Source organism: Micavibrio sp. TMED2, from assembly GCA_002168225.1.
In the GTDB taxonomy this organism is placed as follows: Bacteria; Pseudomonadota; Alphaproteobacteria; order TMED2; family TMED2; genus TMED2.
Genome location: NHBH01000004.1, coordinates 23,593 through 40,705, shown reverse-complemented (window position 1 = coordinate 40,705; position 17,113 = coordinate 23,593). Strand labels below are relative to the sequence as shown.

The window sequence follows — 17,113 nt, the reverse complement described above, 5'->3', positions numbered from 1 at the left end:
TCAGGGTGGACCCTGAGCGGGGGTTGGTGTCGGCAGGGGGACGTTCTCCCTTGGCCGACGCGGGGAGGTTTCGGAACCCCGAAGGGGGTTGCCGAACCAGGGTGCAGGGGCTCGGAGGCCGCCTGCCCGGACCCGATTTCGGGGCCGGGTGCGCGCGGGTTTGCCTGCAAACCCATAAGTGCGCACTAGCTATCTCTAACACTTCCGCCCGATCTTGCCCAGCCTCTTCTGGCACCATCCGCTGACGCTTCATCTGCCGGTCCAGGATGGCCAATCCTGGTGGGGAGCCGCGAGGGGCAACGCCCTTCGTGAGGCTCGGTCACGGGTCATGCTGCACGGCATCGGCCCGGCTCTATCGACCGAGCCTACCCGCCAACCAAGAAAGTGCTGAGGCGTCGATCATGAGCGCTGACGCTTTGCCGCTTTGCCATGGTGCCTTGGCCCGCTGCCTCGATGCGCTGTCGGCTCTCGTGATCGCTCGTCCGGGTGCGGCTTGGAACATGCCGCCTGCGGTCAACAGCCGCCACCTGCCAGAACGGTTTCCGCCGCAGGCATCGGAGCCTCCGTTCTTCGGTGGTCGTCCATGCCCGACCGGCGGCCATCGTCGCCGCATCGCCAGCCGGGATCATCCGGCGACAGATCGGGAGCGGGAGGCCAACGCCCATGCCACAGCATGTCATGACCAGAGCCATCATCTTCGCGGCAATTTTCACGGTGATGCTCCTCGCGCGGGAGCGTCTCGAAAACAGCCTCGCCGTCCTCGGTGCCTTCGCTGAGCGGCGCGCGTCGGAGACCAGACCGGTCATCATCACGCGGCCGGCCGGCACGCTCGGCATTCGGGGCTAACGCGATCGCTTGGGGCGCTGGCCGGGATCATTGACCGGCAGCGCCTCTGCTTCGTATCCGAGGCCATGGGTAACGCCCTCAATGGCCCGGTCGGCGATCGAGGCGGCATCATCCCCTGCCGCCCTAAACGCCGCCATGCTGCGCGTGTCCTTTGCAGTACGGTCACGCGCCAGGGTCACATGGTGCAGGGAACCGGTCAGAACGATCCGATGTGCCAGCGAGGTCGCCTCCTCCAGCACGAAGGCCTCGACCGACCGGTCGGCCAATTGGGCGGCTTCGGTGAGGGTCCAGTAATCGACCGGTTCGACAGCGAGCGACAACGGAACATGGTCGATCGCGTCCGGGTCGTCCTCATCCAATACCGCCTGTCCGTGCCGCTCAAGCGCCTCGGTCAGCCGTTGGAGCGCCGCGCGATAGCGCTTTCCGAGAGAGGTGGCGCGGTCCTCCGGCAAGGCTGCCAATCGTGCCGGGTCGGCATTGTCGCTCAGGTCGGCGATCTTGACCCGCATGGCGGCCACCTGCCCGCTTGCGGCCAGATCCTCGATCCGCTCGGCATAGCTGCGCGGATCATTTGGCGGTTTGGTGACGGCTACTACGATCTCGATCACCTCCGGCGCATAGCCATGCCCAGCGAGATCGTCGGTCGTGATCCCGGTATCCTCGATGACGTCATGCAGCCAGGCGGCATGACGCTCGGCCATCGAGGCCTCGGGGAACAATCGGCTCAGATGCCGACTGACCCGCATCAGATGCCGGACATAGGGCACACATGCCTGGTCGAGCTGACCGGCGTGCCAATGCCCGGCCAGCGCGGCTGTCTCTTCGAGCGAGGGGTGAAACGGTCGATCCGTCGGATCGGTGTTCGGAATCGGGATCGACATGGATGCGCTACCTGAAAATTCTGGGAACCAAGCCCCTACCCTATCACGGTCGGGCAACACTTGGCGCACCGATCACCCGATCCGGCCGAAGGCAGCACCCGCCAGTTCCCTGGCGAAGCGGTTTTCCTTCGCGCGCCATTTTCGCCAAGCAAGCCCCAGCAGTCGACGCCGGACATCCCAATCGGATTTCCCGCGCGCCGCCAACCGGGCGAGCCCGGCCTGGTAGTCGCTCAACGCCTGCTTGCCGACCTCTCGCACCGCGCGCTGGCCATCCTTGTTCCCGGCATCGAACTGCTCGGAGAACGCGGTAAAGCTTCGGTCCAGTGCCGCTCTCAGGTCGAGGAGCGTCTGTTCCTCGGCCAGCCACTCATCTTGCTTCATGCGGTCGCCCTCTCACATCAGTCCCTGAACTCTGTTTCGCTCGGGATGTCGGCATCGCTGAGCGTGCTCAATCCTGCGCGATCGATCTTGCCGGTAAACGGTCGGAACAGGCTGGCGGCTTCGCTGCCTGAGGTCAGACGCACCGCCTGTCGCTTCAGGCAGGCCTCGAACAGATTCCGTACGGTCCGTCCATTGCCGAACTGTTTGCCGCGCACCCGATAGACGCGGGTCAGGGTCCGGCGCAGCTTGCGCTCCGCACCGCTGGTAAGCCGGTAGCCCTGCCCGGCGCAGAACTGTTCGAAGATCGCGACCAGCTCCTCGGCTGTATAGTCTGGGAAGTCGATGATCGTGTTGAACCGGGAGCGCAGCCCCGGATTGCCGTCACGCAAGAGCGCGGCCATGGGCTCGGCATACCCGGCCAGGATCACGATCAGTCGCCCGCGATGATCCTCCAGCGCCTTCAGGAGCTCTTCCTGGGCCTCCATGCCGTAATCGGTGCCGCTGTCGGACCGGTGCAGCGCATAGGCCTCATCGATGAAGAGAACGCCGTCCAGGGCCTTCTCAACCAGTGCACGGGTCTTGATCGCCGTCTGCCCAATATAACCGCCCACGAGGTCGCTGCGGCTCGCCTCGGTCACCTTTGCGGTGCGCAGGAGGCCGAGCCCCTGATAGCGCTGCGCCACGATCCGGGCGACGGTCGTCTTACCCGTGCCGGGATTGCCGGTGAAAATCAGGTGCAGCGACATCTCCGGGTTGGGCAACCCGGCAGCAGAACGCTTGGCCCTAACCTCGGCGAGGGCCATGAGCTGTTCCACCTCGCGTTTGACGGTGGTGAGCCCGATCAACTCGTTCAGATGCACGACCGGCTGTTTGGAGGGTTTCGGCGGCGGTGATGCCGGTCGCGCCTGCGCGGTCCCGTTGACCTTCGTTTCCTCGCCAAGCTCGGCCAGACGGGCTTCGAGCCGATTGCAGGTGGTGCCCAGATCGGTGGCTATCCGGTGCAGCTGGTCCCGCTCTTCCTCGAGCTCCCTGATCCGCTCGCGATAGTAGGCAGCGGTCTCCAGACCGTTGCCGTGGCGCGCGCTCAGGGCATCGGCAGCCTCCAGGGCCTCCTTCAGATAGGCGCATTCGGCCTCGGCCTCCTCGGCCCGGCGACGCCAGTGCCAGATCATGTCGCCCGCTGCCTGTTCGTGCATGTCGAACTTCTTTTGCAGCGCCGCGAGGCTATGCCGATTATCCGAGCTCATCCGAGGAAACCGTGACCCTTCGTCATTAAATCTGCCCTATCTTTCCTCTATCTAGGTGACGAACGCATAACCCGGTACTGCCTATGGACATATCCGCTCCGTTTCCACGCAAAGCGCGACGCACCGGCGTCGGATTGGGCGCGCCTGGCGGTCCGGGCATCAAAGGTTTCCTGTTTCGGCAATTCGTCTACTGGCCTTTCGTCAATCCGATCCTCTGGCTTGGTAACTGGGGCCGGGGCGGCATCGTCTTGCTGTGGCTCGCGGCCCTATGGTGGCCGCAACCGATGATCTCGCTGGCCGCCTTGCTCGGGCTCTGCGTGGTGATCTCCCTCATCGCTCGGGTAGATGTCGCGCGCGGGCGTGATGTCGGTCGCTGGTACCACGCCCCGTTCAAGAGCGCAGAGCGCCTGCTGCCGCTGCTGGTGGGGCCGGTGATCGTCGGGATTGGCATCTATTTCCTCGATCAACGGGCAACGCCGGGCGGTATCTCCCGAGCCGAACGCGAAACCATGCAGTTCTTGCTGCTGATCTCGGTTCTGTCGATCCTGATATCGGGCAGTATGCCCATGTGGGGCGAGCTGGCGCGCGCCTTGCTCGGTGAGCCGAAGAACAAGGCTCCGGCGTCCCATGGCTCGGCGCAATTCCTAACCGAGATAGGGCGTTTGGTTGGCGCAGAGGGCCTGCTGATCGGCAGGGCCGGGACCGCCCTGCCCTATCGCTATGCCGGTCGCATCCTCGCCAATCCCGACCCTCGACACATGGTAACCGTTGCAGCGAATGGCGCGGGCAAAGGGGTCTCGGCCATCGTGCCGAACCTTCTGGCCTATGAAGGCTCGATACTGGCCATCGACCCCAAGGGCGAGTTGGCGGCTATCACGTCGAGACGGCGCGAAGCGCGCGGCCAACAGGTGCATATTCTCGATCCCTGGGGGCTGACCGGCCTCCCCTCCTCTGCCTTCAACCCGCTGTCGCTGCTGACCCTCGACAATGAGGATCTGGTCGAGGATGCGGCGCTCGTCACCGATGCCCTGGTCGTCGATAGTGGCGACGGGGATCCCTATTGGAACCTCGAAGCACGGAACATGCTGCAAGGCCTGATCCTGCACATCGCGACCAGCCTCGATTTCGAGGATGATGATCGAACCCTGCTCACGCTGCGCCGTCTGATAACGCTACCTGCAGAAGAATTCTCGGATTTGCTGATACAAATGCAGCGCAATCCCCATGCCGACGGCGCTATTCGCCGGATTGGCGCGTCCATTCATGGCATGTTGCAGAAGTCAGAGCGGCAATTCAGTTCGGTCTTGGCAAGCGCGCGTGTCTCGACAGACTTTCTGGAAAGCCCCCGGATTTCTCGTGTGCTGGACCAAACGGATTTCGATCTCACTGATCTGAAGACGCAGCCGACGACGGTCTATCTCTGTCTGCCGGCTGCTCGATTGGGAACGCATAATCGCTGGCTGCGCCTGATGATCGGCCTGGCGTTAGAGGCCATGGAACGGAAGCGCCGTAAACCGGAACATCCGGTCGTCTTCCTGCTCGATGAGTTTGCGACACTCGGCCATATGCGCTCGATTGAGAACGCCGTCGGGCAAATCCGCGGGTTCGGGGTCAAGCTCTGGGTGGTGTTGCAGGATTTGAACCAGCTAAAAGCGCTCTATCGGGAACGCTGGGAGACGTTTCTTGGTAATGCGGGCACGATCCAGTTCTTCGGCATTAACGATCAGTTCACAGCGCAGTATGTCAGTCGGGTTCTGGGCGAACAAACCATCATGGTGACCTCGAAAACCTATCAGACGCAGAGCAGATGGTCGGTGAATGAGGCGGAACGGGGCCGATCGCTCATGACACCGGACGAAGTCCGGCGCTTACCCGATCATCAGCAGATAATTCTGATGCAAGGACAGTCTGGGATGGTCGCCGATAAGCTGCGCTACTTCGCCGACCCCGAGTTCGAGGGCCTTTTCGATGAGAACCCCCTGCTCTGACCAGGTTCGGCCTTTCGGGAACGTTTCCCCCGGTTTTCTGCGCTTCTCGGAGGGTTCCCCAGAGACCGCAGTGTGTTGCACCGATCCTGTGATCTGCCTCGTCGGAGAGCAAGTCTCAGGTTAGAGAGTTATAAGAGAGTCAGTTATAGAGTTAAGCCCTGTTTCGATCTGGTTTTCGTGTTCGGTTTCAGATGCTTGTCGAGGTGGCTCGTTCCCGATAGGCCGTGCATCTGTTCCTGATAGGCCGAAAGATGCGTTCCTGATAGGCCGTGGGTTTGTTCCCGTTAGGCCGTCGGTTAGATCCTTATCCACAGGCCACAACCCCGCTGATTCGCTAAGCCCAATGGTTTCAAGGGGTTCCGAGTCGGCGTTTCGGCATGTGCCGGTAGGAAGAGTCAACGCTGTGAGGGGGTTATCGGCCTATTGGGAACGCCTCCTGCCCGATTGCGCGAGTCCCATACCGCGATGACACTAGCATGATACCGGCGTGATATCACATGGATATCTGGAAGATGTGTCGGGATAGCTGTGGAGAACGGTGCCGGGACAGGCTCCGGATCAGCCACGCAGCGAGTGCTTCTCGCGGGCATGGTACTGGCGCACGAAGCCGTAGAACGCCTTCTGGTAGTCGTTCGGCCGCTTGTCGGGATGGGCGTCGAGCCAGCTGTCGTATTCGGCCTTGAGGGCGTAGATATCCCAGCCGGGAAAATCCTTCCTGATCCGCGCGATGGTCTGGTCGTCCAGATCGCGGCGCAGGAAGAGGGCCATGGGCTCGCCCGGCGGCGGCTTCGGTTTTGTCTTGGGTCTGGCCTTGCGGGTGCGCTTCGGCTTCTCCTCGACCAGCTCCTCCGCGCCGAGCGCGCGGCGCATGGTCATGCGGATGCGCGGCTCCTTGCCTTCGGGTTCTTCCCATTGCAGGTCGACGCTCGGCAGGCTGTTCTGTTTGACCAGCTTCTGCAGCTCGAATTTGAATCGCCGGTAGGGGCCCTCTGCCCCGGATTTTTCATAGAGCGTCGGCAGAGTGATGGCGAAGCCATCGGCCCCTGCCCCGCCCGCGTGCTTGCGGGCAACGCGGTAGAGCCAGCGCTCGCGACCGCCGGTGATCGAGAAGTATTCCGGATCGATGGCGAGCACGCCGCCGTTCTGCAGCACGCCCTGGACGAACCATTGCGAGAGCACGATCGACATGCCCCGGCTCTCGCCGGTCTTCTCATCGACCAGATCGGTCCATTCGGAGATCCATGAGAACTCGGCAAAGCGCTTGCCCTTAGGCGCACGGATATTGGTGCGGATATTGGTGCTGCGCAGCCGCGACAGGCTCTCGCGCAGGCGCTTGTAGTGTTCGCCGCCGGTTGAGCGCTTAATCGATTTCAGCAGGTCGTAGGGCTGGAAGTGCAGCTCGTTCGGGATGTCGTTGACGCCCCGGTTCTTCATATCGATCAGGGCGGAGGCCGCCCAGATCAGGATGTCGGCATCCCAGATGGTCGCCATGCCGTAATTCTGGTGCGGCTCGACCTTGACCCAGACATCGTCACTCTCATACTCGATTGGCTTCAGGCGCTTGCGCTTGGCGAGCGAGAAGAACGGTCGCTCCATCGTCTCGCGACTGTCCCGCAGCTTGAACTCGGTCAGGCTGAGGATGAACAGGTCGAACTGACTGTCGATGTAGCGGCGTGTGTTCATGAAGGGCGATGCCGGGGCTGATGACAGGATGATGTCGCCTTGATGCGACGCGGATATCTAGCTGATATCAGTCTGATTGCTCGCGATCCAGTTTTTCCAACACGGCTTCGAGCAGCCAGGTATGGCGCGGGATGCGAAGGCTGCGCGCTTCGACCGCTTCATCGACGCGGGCCAGCATTTCTGGCGGCAGGCGCAACACCACATTGGTCGACTTGCCCCCTGCCCGCTCCTTGTCCTTGGCTGCGGTTTCGGCGACGCTGCCGCCTTTCGAGATCAGCGCCTCGATGGCGCGCTCGTCTTTCGGTGCTTCGGTCTTGGTCTGGGGCTTCGGTTTTCTCGCAAGGGCCATGGGCGTTACGCTCCTACCGCGACTTTGGATGTCGCGCTGATATCAAAAAGATGTCTATATAGCATCATGAACTCGTCGGTCGCCTTGGCGTCCTGCGGTTTCAGCTCCGCAACACCGAGCCCATGGGCCGCAGCATTCCCGAAGGCTTTACGGGCACCGAGCGGCGTGTCGATCAGTTCGAGCTCTTCGGTATCGCGGATCACCTCTTCCGCCTCGGCATTGTCCTGTCCGCGCGGATCGGCCCGGTTGATGAAGGCATAGGCGGTGAGCTCCGGATTGGCGGCGCGCATCTCGGCGACCAGCTGGCTTACTTTCTCCAGGGTCCAGACGTCGAAGCTGCGCGGGACGAATGGCACCAGCATGACGTCCGAGACCGTGAGCGCCGCGCGCTGGCTGGTGGTGTCGCGACCGCCGGTGTCGATGATGATGTCGTCATATTTGTCGGCCAGCCGCCGGACTTCCGTGCGCACGGCCGGACCGGTGAGCTTGATCGAGGTGAACCCGGCACCGGTTTCCAGCTTGTCGTTGCGCAGCATCGTGAAGTCGGATGCGGTTTCCTGGTCGTCGGCATCGACCAGCAGGACGTCGCGGCCTTCGGCGGCGCGCTGAACGGTGAGGTTGGTGGCGATGGTGGTTTTGCCGGAACCGCCCTTGATGCCGCCCACGGTGATGATCATGGCGTTATCCTCGACAGGTTGCTCATTGTGGCATCACCCTGACATCGACCTGATATCAATGCAATGTCTGTCAAGTATCTGCGTGATATCGCAAGGCCGTGTGACAAACTTACTGCGCGGGGGTTGCCACCACGGATCTTCGCTCCCGTATCCGTTGCTGCCGGTCATCCTCCCACTTAGCGAGGATGACCCTGCCACGCTCCAGTGCCTCTTTGCTCATTGGCCGTTTTGCGTGCGCTATACCCTCGTTGACGATTGTCTTCGAAGTGCCGCGAGAGATGGAATAAGGATCGATTTGCGCTTCAAGCCGATGGCGACATGGGCCCAAGACCGCATCATCGCGAGTCAAGGTCCAGAGTAGCAGATCGACGGCCTGTAGGGCTGCATTGTCCTTGGAGCTAGGTAGAGACAAGTTTGGAAGGCGGTAATCGACCACTTCTATTTTAGCCAAGCCGCGATGATCTTCGCGCCGAATATGGCCGAAGAGCTTCGCCCATTCTCTCATTGAAGTGCCGAACTCCTGCTGCCGATCATGAATGAACGCTTTTGGCTGACTTCCGGTCTCGTCCACGAACTGGTGAACGGCATCGAAAATGAAGCTGAAGGCGATGATGTTTGGGGTATGGCCCTGATATGATCGCCTACCGCGGGATGCCGACAGGGTGAAGTCCTCCGGGTGGCGTCGAAGATAAGCGATCCCATCTCTCATGACCTCGCGCAGTCGCGGGTCTCGCACACGGGTGCGGGCAAAAACGCCTACCTTCTCGGCAACGCTAGATATGCCAGTGATATCGTCTTCCAAGTAAGCCTGCCAGAAGGCCTCCCGATGCCGCTCGCGCATAGCGCCATCGACAGCAAGACAAAGCGAATGTCGGAACAGGCGGAGATTGTACCATTGCTGCGGGACAGCAGCGTTTTCGCCGCTGTCGAACACCGTATCTACGAACTTGGTCGTTGCTACATAATCTTTTTCGATCTCGCCAAGGAGGAAGCGCCAAGGACCCGAGGAGTCGAGAGCGTCGAGAATGTTGGGCAGCAAAGCTGCCACGCGAGCGGGGCCAAGATTGTTGGCGTGTAGGCGTCCATCTTCTTCGGCCCGTGCCAGTGGCAAGACTATGGGCTCTAGGGCTTTCTCAGCATCGGCAACACTCAATAGCGCGCCGATCCTGTAAAGCGGCGGTTCACTAAAAATATTCCGACCGGAGTGGCCCGTCTCATCAGCGTAGATAAACATAGTGCTTATATACGTGATATCGCAGAGATATCAAAATAATATCGACTCGATATGCGATGGATGTCAGTGTATGCAACCGGATTTTGTGGGCTATGGTCCTCCTGATATTTGGCCTCAGCGGCTCCAGAGGAGCCGCCAGCCGTCTTTCGTATCGACCAGCCGGGCCACGACCGGCTTGTCGAAGGACGGATCGTCCAGCTTGACCAGCAGATAGTCGTTGCCGGATTGCGAGCGCTTACGCCAGGCCGCGCCGATTTCGGCATTGCCCGCCATGGCCCGGAACTCGGGCGCGCTGTCGGAGGCTTTCTCGGTCGGCACGAAGGCGACCTCGGCGTCGAGGGTGACGGTGCGGACGGTGCCCTGAAACTGGTCGCCGCGGGCGTTGAAGATACCGATGATTGCCATGTTCTGTCTCCTTGGAAGGTTGGCTGTCGTGTTTGTCGGGTGCGACGATCACCGGCCGTGGCCGGCGGGGCCGCTCGAATGGTGTTGCGACAGATGGCGGAACAAGGCGGGGCGATCACCGGCGTTGAGCCGGGGAACGGGGATTTTGGCAGCGCGAGGAAGGCCGACACGGCCGGGGAAAATCCCCGTTGATCGTCACGCTGCCGCCATCAGCTTAACGCCATGGGTCAGAGCGGCTTCGCCAGGCCATGCCGGTTTTTATCGGGCTGCACCGGACCGTCAGTCAGGCAGCAGGAGACGGGCAGGGGGCTGCAATCGAGGCTTATGTCTCTCGGCGGGGCGAGGATGGACCAACCGATCCCCTTGGCCATGAGGACGCCTGTGCCGACGGTCCGCCCAAGGTTCTGTGATGCAACGGGGTTCCTACAGGGACATGCGCCGAGACGGCAAGTCTTTGGTAAATATGTATAAATGACGTATAATCAGCGTGTTGGACGGGATATCGGGCTGGCAATATTGCCGGGGAGGGGATGATGGTTCGTCGGGTCATGCTGCATCTGGAGATCGGGCCGGAGGATGCCGATGCGGTGCGCGAGGCAGCGCAGCGGGCACAGATGCGACCGTCGCATTATGCCGTGGACCGGCTGTGCCGGGTGGCGTCCTATGAGAACCAGATCGCGCAGGAGACCGATCAGCGGATCGATATCGATCAGATCGGCAAGGTGGATGCGGAAATATCGCTGCTTGGGGAGGCGGGACGCCTCGATGCCTGGCTGGCAAGGCGGCGCAAGCGCAAGGCTCCGACACAGGAACCCGGCTAGAGATATCGGCGTGGCACAACAAAGATATCTATGTGATATCTTGGTGATACCGAACTGACCTCTAGCGGGTTGGTTTGAGCGGTGCTGCGTCTGGTTGCTGGCGGCGGGTTTCACGCCCGCGCATATAGCTGAGCCAGTCCTTGTTGAGGGCAGGGGGCCTGTTGCTATCAGCGATTGCCTGTGCCGCAGCGAGGGCGTCGGTACTGACGCGCGGGTCGGTCGGGGCAAGGCTCCGGAATTGCGCGACCGGCGCGCCGTCGAAGCCATAGGTGATCTGCAGTGGTTTCGAGGCCGGGAATGATAAATCGATGGTGAAGCCCTCGGCTGAGCGATTGGCCGCGATGCTCTGCAGCAACGCGTCACCAGCTTCGGCGGGGAGATGCTCACTGGCCAGTTGATACACGGCGCGTGGGGTGATGGGGATCGTCACCGGATCGCCGGGCAGGTCGTGATCGACCGTTGTCAGGGTCAGTCGTGGGTGACCGATCGGTCGGTCCTCATCATAGATCCAGGACAGCCGTGTCGGCATTGCGATAAACATTTGCGGTTTGGTGACCATGGAAAATTCCCCAACGAAATCGATCCGTTGAGGATGCGCTGCCGCCACGAAAGCACCGCGCGTCGACGTGGCAGAGCTGTCCCGCGCCATCTGCATAGATATCGATGAGATATCATATAGACATCGGATCGATGTCACCACTGATCCGACAACCGCACGGTTACGGGGCTTTCAGGGTCACATCTTGCAAAAAGTCCATATTTGGACTATATCTCTATATACAGACGGAGACCGCCCATGAACATTCTTCAGCTTCCAACCGAGCCGGGTGCCATGCCCGTGCAACAGCGCATCGATCCGACCGCGCGCCGTCGCGTCAGCGGGCCGGGCCTGCGCAGCTTCCTCGCGATTGCCGAGCGGTATGGCATTGCGACCCAGGATCGGATCGAGCTCTTGGGCGAACCGGCACCCTCTACCTATCATCAATGGGTCAAGAAGGCGCGAGAAGAAGAGCCCCTGTCTTTGCCGTTGGATACTCTGACCCGGATTTCCGGTGTGTTGGGCATTCACAAGGCCCTCGGCATTCTGTTCCCGATCGAGGCCGAAGCGATGACCTGGCTCAAGGGCCCGCATCGTGGCGAGGTGTTTGGTGGTCAGGCACCGATCGAGGTGATGATCGGGGGTGGCCTCGATGGTATCCTGACCGTGCGCCGCTATCTTGATGCGTGGCGCGGCGGGCTGCGGGGTGGGCCCGGCAAGGACGCTGATTTCGAGCCGGTCCACGTGCAGGATATCGTCTTCTCGTGACGCGTCTTGCGACGGCACCGGAACGAACCCATCGGCTCATCCCGTCACGCTTTCCCCCTATCAATGCCTTTGAGGCCGTTACGCAGCCCGCTGATCTGGCGCCGGTCCTGGAACTCGAAGGCTGGACCAATGACCGGCTCGTGGCGGCCCGGGGGAAACGGTTGTCGCAGGCTGAATGGGTCTATGGTCGTCCCAATGCCAGCGTGGTGATGGCGTCCTTCCTGCATGGTGCCCCACAGGGGACGCGCTTTGCCGATGCTGCGCTCGGGGCGTGGTATGCCGCCAATCAAATCGAGACTGCCGTGGTCGAGGTTGCCAATGGCATCCGCCGCGAGATCGCGGAGAGCGCGCTGCAGCAAAAGACCGAAGAGCTGCGGGAATACACGGCAGCGCTGACCGGTGATTTCGTCGATATCCGGGGCGCATATCCGGAACTCCATGATCCTGACCCAGCCAGTTACCCGACGGCCCAGAGCTTCGGTCGCACGGTGCGCGCCGGACCGCATGCCGGTATCGTCTATGACAGCGTGCGCCATGCCGGGGGCACGAACTGGGTGGCCTATCGTCCGACAAGGGTGCTCGACGTGCTGCAGGGTCGGCACTACCGGCTTGTGGTGCCAGAGCGTGGTCAGGTTCATTGCGGTGAGATGAGGTGATATCGACCAGATATCAAAAAGACATCACGTTGAAAGCAGGCTGGCCCGTGAGGGCCAGAAAAATTTTGCGCGCTGTCAGCGCCTTATAGAAAAGGGCGGCGCTGACGCGCCGCCCTGTCTCGGATCAGGCCGCAAGGGCTGTGTCCGGGTCCGCCGGTCGCCGCAGCGCGTCCGGCAGCCAGTCGGTCTCGGCCATGCGCGCCGTGGCATGGTCGATCAGCGCGTCCTTCTTGAGGCTGGCGAGGTTCTCGGCGGCGGCCTCGGAGACGCTTTCGCGCACCGCGTCGAGGATCGTGGATTTGGTGACCTTGCCGAAGAATGTCTCCGGGGTGGCCCGCCAGTAGCGGGTCATGTCTAGGTCGAGGGTTTCGGCCAGTTGATCGGCATGGCGCTTCGACCGGCTGCTCTCGAAGGCTGGTTCGAGACTGGTCGCCGTGAGGAAGGCCAACAGGTTCATGAGATCGGTATCGGCATAGCCGAGCAACCGATCCCACAGATCGCTGGCCTCGCTTGGCAGACGCAGTTGCCAGCGGCCCTGTGCTTCCGCCATGGCACCCGTACCGGGGTTGTCGCTCAGGGTATCGCCATGGCGGGTGAGGTCCTCACTCGCGCCGCGCAGATCGAGGCTGCTGGTCAGCCCGTCCCGATAGAAGTGCTGCAGGGCCAGCTTGTGGACGGTCAGCACCAGCGCGATGTCCGGGCGCTGCATCACCTCGGCCCGCAGAGCGGCGGTCCGATGGGCAATCAGTTCTGCCGTCAGCTTGGGCGACAGCTTGCGGGACGGGGCAGGGGCCTCGTCGCCGGTGTCGGTCTCCGGCTCGCCATCATTTGCCGGGGCAGGGGTTTCATGTCGCTCGCGCCAACCCGCCTCGATGCGGAGCGTTCCATCCCAATGGATGCCGATGAGGCAGCCATGGGATGCCTTGATCTGGTCGGTCCAGACCTGTTGCAGGGCGGTGAGCCGGTCGATCTCGTCGGACAGTCGGTCGATTTCTGCCGCTATCTCGGGCTCGTCCGGGGTTTCGTCATGTTGCTCGGCAAGGGTGTCATAGGCTTCGATGGCGGTGTCGAGCGCTGCCTGATCTTCCTCGGACAGGTCCATTTGCGCTGGATAGCTGCGCACCAGCCCGTCAAAGGCCCGATGGTCCAGATCGGGCACGACGCGCGTCCATGCCCAGCCCTCGGTAGTCAGCCGCTCGGCCTCGGTCTCAAGGCGTTCGGCGACCAGCCGGTCGAGCAGGGCCGGATCGGTCAGGTATCCGCCTTCCGCGCTGTCGAACAGGTCGCGCTGCACGGTGCCGCCTGCTGCCTCGTAAGTTTCCAACCCGATCAGGCAGACGCGCCGGTCGTCGCTCGGGATCGCTTCCATGGTGAGCGCGCGGCGAATGGTGCCGGGGTGCCGGTTCCAGTTGGGCAGGGCGTTCCAGACCTTCTCCTGCTCGGCATGGTCTTGCGTGATGGTGAAGGCCATCAGATGATCGAGGGTCATCTCGCCTTGCCGATAAGCCTCGAACAGCACCGGGCTGACCCGTGCGAGTTTCAGGCGTTGGCGCACGAACAGGGCGGTCACGCCAAAGCGCGCGGCGATATCCTCGATGCCGGTTCCGGCCTCGGCCATGGCGTGAAACGCCTCGAACTGGTCGGCGGGGTGCATAGCCTCGCGGATGGTGTTTTCGGCAAGACCGATTTCGGTATCGTCGCCGGTGTCGAGCACATGGCAGGGCAGGGCGGTGTTGGATGCGATCTCGCCCGCCTCGGCCAGTGCCTTGAGCGCAGCCAGCCGCCGGTTCCCGGCGATCACTTCATAGCGGCCCGTGGGGCTGCCCTTCTTGTTAAGCACCGGGCGCACGGTCAGGTTCTGGATCAGCCCATGGGCGCGGATGCTGGCGATCAGCGCGTCGAGGCTGCCGGTTGCGGTCTTGCGCACATTGCGTTTGCCCGGCACCAGCTTCGCCAGTGGCAGGTCGGTGATGGTGGTCATGGTGGTCATGGTCTTGGTCTCCTTCTCTTTTTGAAAATCACGCCAGAGGGCGTGCAGCTGCTGCTGCAACCCTTGGCCGTCGCCGAGACCGGGGTAGGGGGGCGCTATGCAGGCGGGCAGGGTCGGGCTGCGGCAGGCGCGAGGCGCACCTGCCTTGCCGCCGGACGCGGTCCTGCCCGTGCTGTAGCCCTGCGTGGCGGAGGGGATAGGGGCAGGGCCCCTTGCCCCCGGACGGCCGTCTGACGGCGGTCCCAAGGCGCGTCTGCGCCGTATGGAGTTTTCTACCGTGAGGGATCGTCACCGGATGGCCGAAACCGGCCTGAGGCCGATCAGGCAGCAGGGCGGATTCGGTGAGCCTGCCGGCCATGTCTGGTGACTTGGTCGGCGGAGCGAATAGAGCCCGGTGCCGCTGGCGGCACGCGGCCTTCGTCTGTCGACTTACGGAAAGATGAGCCCGCCCCGGATTGCTCTGGCAACCGCCTGGGTGGTGTTCACCGCATCGAGCCCGTCGAGGGCATCCCGGACATAGCTGTCAACGGTTGCATGGGAGACCCCGAGAATGACGGCGATCTCGGATCGGCTCTTGCCGCGCGCGGCCCAATGCAGGCAATGGCGCACCCGATCGTTCAACACCGGATCGGCACGCGTACCGCCTGCCGCCGCCGGGCAGGGCACAGCCTGCTCATGCAGCATCTGGCACAGGAACCGGAACCAGCAAGGCAGATCGGGACAACCGGGCGCCCTGCGATAGAGGCTGACCATGCCGACTTGCCGGATATTGTCGGCCCCGACGATATGGGTCGGCACGACCATGCCATCGACGAAGCCATAGGCGGCCGCCAGGTCGAGCATCCGGCGGGCGACCGGCTTGCGGCCCCGCCGCAGCGCGCGGGCCTGGTCGAGCTCGGGGCAGTCATACCAGCCGAACGGTGTCTGCTGAACGGCGGCGCGGCGCAGGGTCGGGTCATCACGATTGAACCGGGCCGCGTGATAGGCGACCCGATAGGCCTGTGGCAGTGTCGTCTGGATCACACGCTGGGCGTTTTTTGGATCGTCCAGCCGGTCGAACACCGCGAAATGCACATCCGCGTAACCGAGACCCGCGGCATGGCCTTGTAGGAAAGGGAAGAGGTCGTCGTCATTTGGCGCCGCGGTGAGCGCGTCGAAGGCTTGTGACAGCATTGGCAGGCTTATTGTTCTTGTTAATTAACCAATGAATCCAGTGGTTTTTGCACTGAAACCAATTTTCTAGAATCCGGCTAGCAAGCATGGCAGGACGGATTTTTCAAGTTGTTTGATGTAGTACATACCGTTGTATGTCGCCCTGACCGTGGGGACGACTGCCGATGACGTACTCGACGCTCGGCCAACCCCGCAGCATCCGGATCAACGGTCGCCGCACCAGCCTGCGGCTGGAGCCGGTTGCCTGGCTGAGCCTCTTCGATATTGCCGAGCGCGAAGCGATGTCACCTGACGAGCTGATCGAGCGGATTGCGACCGAGAAGGCGCCGGAACGCTGCCTTGCCTCGGCCGTGCGGGTCTTCGTTGCCGACTACTGGCAACAGGGCGGACATCTCTGATGCCCTATGAGCAGCGCTCCCTCCGCCTTGATGGTCAGCGCCGCTGCCTGCGGCTCGAGCCCGAGTTCTGGTCCATGCTGGAACGCATCGCTCGACAGGAACAGCAGGCGCTGCCGTGGCTGATCGATCGGATCGACCGGCACCGACAGACGGGGCAAGGGACCGGCTCGGCCCTGCGCTGCTTCGTGATCCGATATTTCGCCGACCGGGCAACAGGCCAACAGGCAAACCGACATCACAAAGATATCGTGTAGATATCAGGCAGAAATCAAAAATCCCGATATATGCCACGCTGGCGGTGGGTTAGTGGCTGTCCATCGGATGCCTGCCTCTCGTCTGCTCAGCGCAGCATCCTTGCAGAGTGTCAGAAACTGCACTATATTTCTGACACTAGGAGCACGGATCATGACCACAGTCAGTAGACAGCCCGCAGGGCAGGCAGAACGGTTGAGCGAGAAGGTGCTGGCCCATGCCAGCACCTTGCCCGAGGGCGTTCCGGTGACGGCCAAGGGCTTGCTGCATCTGGGCAGCAGGGCCGCAGTCGATCAGGCGCTGTCGCGCCTCACCAGGCGCGGCGCGCTCTTGCGCGCCGGTCGCGGTGCCTATGTGCTGCCGGTCGAAAGCCGTTTCGGCAAACGTGCCCCCTCGGTTGAGAAGACCGTGGTGGCCTTGGCCGAACAGCGCGGTGAGCGGATCACTGCAAGCGGTGCCATGGCAGCGAATGCCTTGGGCTTGACCACCCAGGTTCCGACCCGCCCGGTCTATCTGACCTCGGGCCGATCCCGGCGTCTGGTGCTCGGCAAACAGGAAGTGGAGCTGCGCCACGCGCCTAATTGGCAGCTGGCGCTCGGCAACGCGAAGCCGGGGCAGGTGATCCGGGCCTTGGCCTGGCTCGGCCCTGAGAAGGCCGAGGCGGCTGCCTCGCGCCTGCGCACCACCCTGAACAGCGAGGAGCGGGCAGAGCTGGCCCGTGTCGCGGGCCGGATGCCGGATTGGCTGGCTGGCACCGTCAGCCGGATGGCGCATGGCTGAAACGTATTTTGATCTGACAGCTGCCGATCGACGCGAGGTGCTGGAC

General features: G+C 62.5%; 20 protein-coding genes. 8 read left to right on the top strand and 12 right to left on the bottom strand.

Going from position 1 to position 17,113, the window contains the following annotated elements; genetic code table 11:
• Nucleotides 1–365: 365 nt before the first annotated feature.
• Entirely contained in the window at nucleotides 366–665 is a 300-nt protein-coding gene (locus tag CBB62_10235; GenBank protein ID OUT40356.1) for a hypothetical protein, read from the bottom strand.
• Between CBB62_10235 and CBB62_10230 the strand changes: the two genes are divergently transcribed.
• Complete coding sequence (locus tag CBB62_10230) at nucleotides 664–846, top strand: hypothetical protein (protein OUT40355.1); 183 nt, start codon at nucleotides 664–666, stop codon at nucleotides 844–846. The genes CBB62_10235 and CBB62_10230 overlap by 2 nt on opposite strands.
• Here CBB62_10230 and CBB62_10225 read toward each other — a convergent pair.
• The 3 genes from CBB62_10225 to CBB62_10215 all read right to left on the bottom strand — a co-directional run bounded on the left by CBB62_10225 (nucleotide 843) and on the right by CBB62_10215 (nucleotide 3,355).
• Complete coding sequence (locus CBB62_10225; GenBank protein OUT40354.1) at nucleotides 843–1,727, bottom strand: hypothetical protein; 885 nt, start codon at nucleotides 1,725–1,727, stop codon at nucleotides 843–845. The genes CBB62_10230 and CBB62_10225 overlap by 4 nt on opposite strands.
• Before the next feature lie 72 nt (nucleotides 1,728–1,799).
• Nucleotides 1,800–2,108 (bottom strand): hypothetical protein, encoded by a 309-nt coding sequence (locus CBB62_10220; GenBank protein ID OUT40353.1) that lies wholly within the window; start codon nucleotides 2,106–2,108, stop codon nucleotides 1,800–1,802.
• 17 nt (nucleotides 2,109–2,125) lie between these two features.
• Nucleotides 2,126–3,355, bottom strand: coding sequence for a hypothetical protein (locus CBB62_10215; GenBank protein OUT40352.1), 1,230 nt, complete (start codon nucleotides 3,353–3,355; stop codon nucleotides 2,126–2,128).
• Nucleotides 3,356–3,438: 83 nt separating this feature from the next.
• On the opposite strand from CBB62_10215, the gene CBB62_10210 reads away from it, so the two are divergent.
• Nucleotides 3,439–5,343, top strand: a complete 1,905-nt coding sequence (locus CBB62_10210; protein OUT40351.1) for a hypothetical protein — start codon at nucleotides 3,439–3,441, stop codon at nucleotides 5,341–5,343.
• Nucleotides 5,344–5,901: 558 nt separating this feature from the next.
• On the opposite strand, the gene CBB62_10205 is transcribed toward CBB62_10210, so the two are convergent.
• The 5 genes from CBB62_10205 to CBB62_10185 form a co-directional block, all read right to left on the bottom strand.
• A complete protein-coding gene (locus CBB62_10205; protein OUT40350.1) occupies nucleotides 5,902–7,026 on the bottom strand; it encodes a plasmid replication initiator protein in 1,125 nt (374 codons plus the stop codon).
• A 67-nt stretch (nucleotides 7,027–7,093) separates the two neighbouring features.
• Entirely contained in the window at nucleotides 7,094–7,375 is a 282-nt protein-coding gene (locus CBB62_10200; GenBank protein ID OUT40349.1) for a hypothetical protein, read from the bottom strand.
• Nucleotides 7,376–7,380: 5 nt separating this feature from the next.
• On the bottom strand, nucleotides 7,381–8,052 hold the full coding sequence (locus CBB62_10195) for a chromosome partitioning protein ParA (GenBank protein ID OUT40348.1): 672 nt from the start codon (nucleotides 8,050–8,052) through the stop codon (nucleotides 7,381–7,383).
• A gap of 109 nt (nucleotides 8,053–8,161) precedes the next feature.
• Nucleotides 8,162–9,286 carry a hypothetical protein gene (locus CBB62_10190; GenBank protein OUT40347.1) on the bottom strand — a complete coding sequence of 375 codons (1,125 nt, stop codon included), beginning with the start codon at nucleotides 9,284–9,286 and terminating at the stop codon, nucleotides 8,162–8,164.
• A 114-nt stretch (nucleotides 9,287–9,400) separates the two neighbouring features.
• Entirely contained in the window at nucleotides 9,401–9,691 is a 291-nt protein-coding gene (locus tag CBB62_10185) for a hypothetical protein (protein ID OUT40346.1), read from the bottom strand.
• A gap of 530 nt (nucleotides 9,692–10,221) precedes the next feature.
• Here CBB62_10185 and CBB62_10180 point away from each other — a divergent pair.
• The gene (locus CBB62_10180; protein OUT40345.1) at nucleotides 10,222–10,512 is read left to right on the top strand and encodes a hypothetical protein; all 291 of its coding nucleotides are present in this window, start codon (nucleotides 10,222–10,224) and stop codon (nucleotides 10,510–10,512) included.
• A gap of 61 nt (nucleotides 10,513–10,573) precedes the next feature.
• Here the strand turns inward: CBB62_10180 and CBB62_10175 are convergent, their stop codons facing one another.
• Entirely contained in the window at nucleotides 10,574–11,167 is a 594-nt protein-coding gene (locus CBB62_10175) for a hypothetical protein (GenBank protein OUT40344.1), read from the bottom strand.
• 177 nt (nucleotides 11,168–11,344) lie between these two features.
• Here CBB62_10175 and CBB62_10170 point away from each other — a divergent pair, with 177 nt between their 5' ends.
• Both CBB62_10170 and CBB62_10165 read left to right on the top strand, forming a co-directional pair.
• Entirely contained in the window at nucleotides 11,345–11,818 is a 474-nt protein-coding gene (locus CBB62_10170) for a hypothetical protein (GenBank protein OUT40373.1), read from the top strand.
• Complete coding sequence (locus CBB62_10165; GenBank protein OUT40343.1) at nucleotides 11,815–12,474, top strand: hypothetical protein; 660 nt, start codon at nucleotides 11,815–11,817, stop codon at nucleotides 12,472–12,474. Before CBB62_10170 ends, CBB62_10165 begins: the two co-directional genes overlap by 4 nt.
• A gap of 124 nt (nucleotides 12,475–12,598) precedes the next feature.
• Here the strand turns inward: CBB62_10165 and CBB62_10160 are convergent, their stop codons facing one another.
• Nucleotides 12,599–14,524, bottom strand: a complete 1,926-nt coding sequence (locus CBB62_10160) for a hypothetical protein (GenBank protein OUT40342.1) — start codon at nucleotides 14,522–14,524, stop codon at nucleotides 12,599–12,601.
• 369 nt (nucleotides 14,525–14,893) lie between these two features.
• Nucleotides 14,894–15,637, bottom strand: coding sequence for a hypothetical protein (locus CBB62_10155; GenBank protein OUT40341.1), 744 nt, complete (start codon nucleotides 15,635–15,637; stop codon nucleotides 14,894–14,896).
• Between the two features lie 164 nt (nucleotides 15,638–15,801).
• Between CBB62_10155 and CBB62_10150 the strand changes: the two genes are divergently transcribed.
• From CBB62_10150 to CBB62_10140, 3 genes are all read left to right on the top strand, one after another.
• A complete protein-coding gene (locus tag CBB62_10150) occupies nucleotides 15,802–16,035 on the top strand; it encodes a hypothetical protein (GenBank protein OUT40340.1) in 234 nt (77 codons plus the stop codon).
• On the top strand, nucleotides 16,035–16,289 hold the full coding sequence (locus CBB62_10145; GenBank protein OUT40339.1) for a hypothetical protein: 255 nt from the start codon (nucleotides 16,035–16,037) through the stop codon (nucleotides 16,287–16,289). The genes CBB62_10150 and CBB62_10145 overlap by 1 nt, the downstream gene beginning before the upstream one ends.
• A gap of 151 nt (nucleotides 16,290–16,440) precedes the next feature.
• Nucleotides 16,441–17,067, top strand: coding sequence for a hypothetical protein (locus tag CBB62_10140; protein ID OUT40338.1), 627 nt, complete (start codon nucleotides 16,441–16,443; stop codon nucleotides 17,065–17,067).
• Nucleotides 17,068–17,113: the final 46 nt, after the last annotated feature.

Excerpts from the sequence above, each read along its gene's own strand:
- CBB62_10230 (OUT40355.1), top strand. The coding sequence starts at position 664 with ATGCCACAGCATGTCATGACCAGAGCCATCATCTTCGCGGCAATTTTC.
- CBB62_10235 (OUT40356.1), bottom strand. The coding sequence starts at position 665 with ATGGGCGTTGGCCTCCCGCTCCCGATCTGTCGCCGGATGATCCCGGCT.
- CBB62_10225 (OUT40354.1), bottom strand. The coding sequence starts at position 1,727 with ATGTCGATCCCGATTCCGAACACCGATCCGACGGATCGACCGTTTCAC.
- CBB62_10220 (OUT40353.1), bottom strand. The coding sequence starts at position 2,108 with ATGAAGCAAGATGAGTGGCTGGCCGAGGAACAGACGCTCCTCGACCTG.
- CBB62_10215 (OUT40352.1), bottom strand. The coding sequence starts at position 3,355 with ATGAGCTCGGATAATCGGCATAGCCTCGCGGCGCTGCAAAAGAAGTTC.
- CBB62_10210 (OUT40351.1), top strand. The coding sequence starts at position 3,439 with ATGGACATATCCGCTCCGTTTCCACGCAAAGCGCGACGCACCGGCGTC.
- CBB62_10205 (OUT40350.1), bottom strand. The coding sequence starts at position 7,026 with ATGAACACACGCCGCTACATCGACAGTCAGTTCGACCTGTTCATCCTC.
- CBB62_10200 (OUT40349.1), bottom strand. The coding sequence starts at position 7,375 with ATGGCCCTTGCGAGAAAACCGAAGCCCCAGACCAAGACCGAAGCACCG.
- CBB62_10195 (OUT40348.1), bottom strand. The coding sequence starts at position 8,052 with ATGATCATCACCGTGGGCGGCATCAAGGGCGGTTCCGGCAAAACCACC.
- CBB62_10190 (OUT40347.1), bottom strand. The coding sequence starts at position 9,286 with ATGTTTATCTACGCTGATGAGACGGGCCACTCCGGTCGGAATATTTTT.
- CBB62_10185 (OUT40346.1), bottom strand. The coding sequence starts at position 9,691 with ATGGCAATCATCGGTATCTTCAACGCCCGCGGCGACCAGTTTCAGGGC.
- CBB62_10180 (OUT40345.1), top strand. The coding sequence starts at position 10,222 with ATGATGGTTCGTCGGGTCATGCTGCATCTGGAGATCGGGCCGGAGGAT.
- CBB62_10175 (OUT40344.1), bottom strand. The coding sequence starts at position 11,167 with ATGCAGATGGCGCGGGACAGCTCTGCCACGTCGACGCGCGGTGCTTTC.
- CBB62_10170 (OUT40373.1), top strand. The coding sequence starts at position 11,345 with ATGCCCGTGCAACAGCGCATCGATCCGACCGCGCGCCGTCGCGTCAGC.
- CBB62_10155 (OUT40341.1), bottom strand. The coding sequence starts at position 15,637 with ATGCTGTCACAAGCCTTCGACGCGCTCACCGCGGCGCCAAATGACGAC.
- CBB62_10150 (OUT40340.1), top strand. The coding sequence starts at position 15,802 with ATGACGTACTCGACGCTCGGCCAACCCCGCAGCATCCGGATCAACGGT.
- CBB62_10145 (OUT40339.1), top strand. The coding sequence starts at position 16,035 with ATGCCCTATGAGCAGCGCTCCCTCCGCCTTGATGGTCAGCGCCGCTGC.
- CBB62_10140 (OUT40338.1), top strand. The coding sequence starts at position 16,441 with ATGACCACAGTCAGTAGACAGCCCGCAGGGCAGGCAGAACGGTTGAGC.